Raw genomic sequence first — 4,524 nt, forward strand, 5'->3', positions numbered from 1 at the left:
CCGAACCCGGAAGTTAAGCCCCCTAGCGCCGATGGTACTGCGGAGTTAGTCCGTGGGAGAGCAGGACGTCGCTGACCAACGAGGGACATTTGTATATCGCGTGTCTTTGGTTGGATGTGTGTGAGATATCTGGTTTGTGTTTGTGAGATGGCCTCCTTGAGGACTTTTAGTTGGTACAAGCCAATCTTCTATCTTTCTTTGTTCATCATAATGTGCACCACTAAGAGATTCTTAATTACTTATTGAACGTTGTCTTTAATAGGTAATTTCTTATAAGTTGTAAATAACCCTCATAATTTTCTTTCTGGGCTCATGCTTTGGTCTAAGGGTTTTTCTAAATACGTTGCGCTTTTAATCCACCTTTATTTTATTATTATTTATTTTATTGTTATCAAAATACAAAGCGCATTTCTGTACCAACTCCAGGCTCGCTTTTTACATGAATGGTTGCTGAGTGTATATCGGCTATATGCTTTACGATTGCAAGACCTAGCCCAGTTCCACCTGTTTGACGTGCGTGCGACTTGTCAACGCGATAGAAGCGCTCAAAGATTCGTGCCTGCTCGGCTTCTGGAATGCCAATGCCAGTATCCTTTACCACGAATGTTGGCCTTGTATGCTCGATAACAACACATACGCACACGCTACCAGATGTTTTGTTATACGTCAGCGCATTTTGAATTAAATTTTCAAGCATTTCTCGCAGCAGCGCATAGTTGCCTTGCACACGCACAGAAATACCGCTGCAGGTTAAGGTTAAACCGCGCTGCTCCGCAATGGGCTGCAATGCTTGAGTTGTTTCACGCGCTAAACGGAGCAAATCCACTTCTTCAAACTTATGTTTAAATTCTGGATGGTCAAGCTCCGACAAGCGAATAATGTCGCACACAAGCGAGAGCAACCGATGCGAATTTTCTCTAATTTGTGCAGCTACATGCACGGCTTCTTCTGCGTCAACCATCTTATTTTCGATAAGCTCGGCATAACCGCTGATAGCTGTAATGGGAGTTTTAAGTTCGTGCGTCACATTTGCCGTAAAATCTTGCCTGCTTTTTGCAGCAAGGAGGATTTTTTCGTGCTGCTCGCGCATCGTGCGAATAAAGGGCTCCAACTCTTTATACACAGGCGCACTTGTTGGCAAGTCGTAATTTTTTGCAAGGATATCTAAATGCCCTAGTAAGTCATTGGTAAGATGTCTACCTACAAGCACACAAATGAGGAATACAACAAGGACAATAGCTCCCACAATGGGTAGCGTGGCTAAAAAGATATCAGCAACGGTCTGTACGTGCATAGAAAGACGGACAATTGTTCCATTGTCCAGTAAAACAGCATAATAATACGTATCAAAATGCGAGGTTGCAGAGTGACGCGTGCTTTCACCCTGTCCTTTGTGCAGTGCGTCTTGAATTTCGGGGCGGTTAAGATGATTTGCCATCGAACGTTCATCAACGTCGTTATCAAAAAGAACGTGGCCATCTGCGCGAATCCATGTCATTCGCAAATTATTGTTATCAAGTGATCCATACAAGCGCTGCACCATTGAGGCATCTTGTGTTTGTCTGAGCGCGTCATTAGTGCAAATGAGCTCTGCGTTAACACGGATATCGTGCTTGATTTGCTCAAAAAATATACGATAAAACACGCCTGTGAGTGCGCACGTGCACAAAACAAGCGCCAGGCACGAAATAATGGCCAAGTGCAGACTGATTTTTTTCTTCATAGCGCCGCTCCCATGCTGCATGCTTATCGTTTTAGAACGCAGACGAACAGTTCTTGAAACTAAGTTGCTCCTACGCTGTATGGATATCGTCTGATTTAACGCAATATCCAACACCGCGGACTGTATGCACGTAGCACGACGCGTCCCCTAGCTTTTGTCGCAGCGTTTTAATGTGCATATCAACCGTTCTGCTTTCGCCCTCAAAATCAAAGCCCCATACCGCTTGCATAAGCACCTCACGCGTAAACACCAACCCCTCGTGCAACATAAGGTAGTGAAGCAAATCGTATTCCTTGTGTGTTAGATTAACGGGTGTATCATGCACGCACACGTAATGACGCGCGGGATCAAGCATAATTGCACCTACTCGGCACACGGAGTACTTATCGGCAGGCATTTGTGCAGGCGTTTGTGCTCGGCGCAAGAGTGCGCGAATGCGAGAAAGCAGCTCCATAACAGAAAACGGTTTGCGAATATAGTCATCGGCACCGTTATCAAGCCCGCGTATCATATCCATTTCGGTGGTTTTTGCTGTAATCATAATAATTGGGATATGTGACCATTGAGCATTGCTTCTGAGGGTGCGCGTAACGGCATTACCGTCGGCGTCGGGCAGCATGATATCAAGCAAAATGAGCTGCGGCGTGCGTGTTTTAAGCGCGGCAAAAAAATCGGCGGCACACGAGAATGCTTGCACGTCGTAGTTACTATTTTTAAGAGCGATAATCTCAATTTCTTGAATACTTACATCGTCTTCAACAACGTAGATACACTCCATTGGCACACTCCATGCTTGTATATCATCTTGCACTAACCAAATCGTCCCATAACATAATCTGCGCAGCGTTCATCATGAGGCTCATGAAACAGCTGGTACGTGCTATTAGTTTCTGCCATCTCGCCCAAAAGAAAAAACGCCGTATAATCGGACACACGCGCCGCCTGCTGCATATTGTGGGTAACAATAACAACAGTATAGTGTTCTTTGAGGCTTACTATAAGCTCTTCAATTTTAGCAGTTGATATAGGGTCGAGCGCACTTGTTGGCTCATCCATAAGCAACACTTCTGGCTCAACGGCAAGCGCTCGCGCAATGCACAGGCGTTGTTGCTGGCCACCCGATAAGCTGAGCGCCGAGTCGTTGAGGTGGTCTTTTACCTCGTTATAGATGGCGGCGCGTTGCAAACTCTGTGTAACAATCTCGTCTAAGCTGCTCTTTTTTGTAATTCCGTGCACACGCGGACCATATGCAACATTGTCGTAAATGCTCATCGGAAACGGATTCGGCTGCTGAAACACCATACCAACGCGCTTGCGCAGGCGGATTACGTTACTGTTTGGCGCGTATATGTCTTTACCATCAAGAAGGACGTTCCCGCTGATACGAGCCTGGGAAAGCGTGTCGTTCATCCTGTTGAGGCAGCGCAAAAACGTGCTTTTTCCACAGCCCGAAGGTCCAATAAGCGCAAGCACACTGTGATTGTAAATGTCGAGCGTAATGTTTTGTAGCGCCTGTGTGGCTCCGTAGAACACATTTAGATGAGAAATGTGCATTTTGGTGGAGTGCTGCGCGGACGGCGTTGGAGTTGCTTGCACGTGCGGCACTGAGCTTTGGGCTCTTTGCACTCCTTCCTGTGCGTCCTGCGCGGCGGTTGGTTGCGTTTCTGTAAAGAATGTCATACGATCTGAACCTTTCTTAGGCTGGTTTTATGCTGGTAGAATGCATACAGGCAAGTAGTGCTACGAAGTTTGCAGAGTTCTAGAACTAGTGCGTGCTATAAGCGCATGCGTTGCCACATTGATGAGCAGAGTGAACACAAGAAGAATGCAAGCAATGCCAAATGCTGTGGTAAAATCGCCCTGACTGGTAGCACTTAGATAAAGCTGAACGGTAAGAGTTCCGCCCGATGTAAACAATTTTGAAAACAGCGCGTCTATACTTTGAGGCAATAGCTTTGCGCTTCCTGCAGTAAAGAGCAGCGCTGCGGATTCGGCAACAATGCGCCCAAGCGCCAAAATAACACCCGTTACTATAGATGGAGCTGCCACGGGCAATAAAATGGTTCGGATAGTATGCCATTTACCTGCACCTAATCCAAAAGCGCCCAGCTTATAGCCTTGAGGTACGCAAGCAAGCGCTTCTTGCGTGTTGCGTGTAATGAGCGGAAGCACCATGAGCGCAAGCGTCAGAGCGCCGCACAGAAGACTATATCCAAGGCGCAGGACTTGTCCAAAAAACAGCATGCCAAATAGGCCAAAAATGATAGAAGGAATGCCAGCAAGAACATCGGTGGCAAAATCTATAACACGCACGAGTTTTTTGTTAGTTGCATATTCTTGCAGGTAAATGGCGCCTCCAACGCCAATCGGTATGGCGATGGCAAGTGTTGCTACCACAATGATGAGTGTATTGATAATATTTCCTGCAACGCCTATGGTGCCTTTTCGCAGTGAGGTACTACACGTAAAAAATTCGAGATTAAGGGCGGGCCACCCTTGAGCAAGTACGTACCCAATGATGCCTACCAGCAGTAACACAATAAGAGCCGCGGATATATACACACATGTGTATACGGTGAAATCTGCAGCTGCAACAGCAAGTTCATGTGGCAAGCGTTGTGCACGCGCGGCAGTGGAGGTGCAGACGTTGGCAGACTCGCCTATGATGCTGGACACCTGCGCAGCGTCAGAAGCGGGGATAGTGTTATTCTCCATAGCAGTGCTTCTTTCTTTTTGTGAGGAGTACGATGGTATTTATGCAGATAATAAACGCATACAGCACAACACCTACGGCAAACAAC

At 46.7% G+C, this 4,524-nt stretch carries 4 protein-coding genes and 1 rRNA gene; 1 reads left to right on the forward strand and 4 read right to left on the reverse strand.

Annotated features, from left to right (window positions below; translation table 11 throughout):
- Positions 1-77: ribosomal RNA gene (rrf, locus tag AC5GD6_RS06015) — 5S ribosomal RNA — on the forward strand; the annotation flags it as partial.
- A 314-nt stretch (positions 78-391) separates the two neighbouring features.
- On the opposite strand, the gene AC5GD6_RS06020 is transcribed toward rrf, so the two are convergent.
- The 4 genes from AC5GD6_RS06020 to pstA are packed head-to-tail and all read right to left on the reverse strand — an operon-like array spanning position 392 to position 4,438.
- Entirely contained in the window at positions 392-1,744 is a 1,353-nt protein-coding gene (locus AC5GD6_RS06020) for a sensor histidine kinase (RefSeq protein ID WP_491846464.1), read from the reverse strand.
- Positions 1,745-1,793: 49 nt separating this feature from the next.
- On the reverse strand, positions 1,794-2,501 hold the full coding sequence (locus AC5GD6_RS06025) for a response regulator transcription factor (RefSeq protein ID WP_311439366.1): 708 nt from the start codon (positions 2,499-2,501) through the stop codon (positions 1,794-1,796).
- Positions 2,502-2,533: 32 nt separating this feature from the next.
- A complete protein-coding gene (gene pstB / locus AC5GD6_RS06030) occupies positions 2,534-3,403 on the reverse strand; it encodes a phosphate ABC transporter ATP-binding protein PstB (protein ID WP_491846465.1) in 870 nt (289 codons plus the stop codon).
- Positions 3,404-3,463: 60 nt separating this feature from the next.
- A complete protein-coding gene (pstA, locus tag AC5GD6_RS06035; RefSeq protein ID WP_491846466.1) occupies positions 3,464-4,438 on the reverse strand; it encodes a phosphate ABC transporter permease PstA in 975 nt (324 codons plus the stop codon).
- Positions 4,439-4,524 lie beyond the last annotated feature (86 nt).

It is taken from the genome of Fannyhessea sp., from assembly GCF_986145555.1.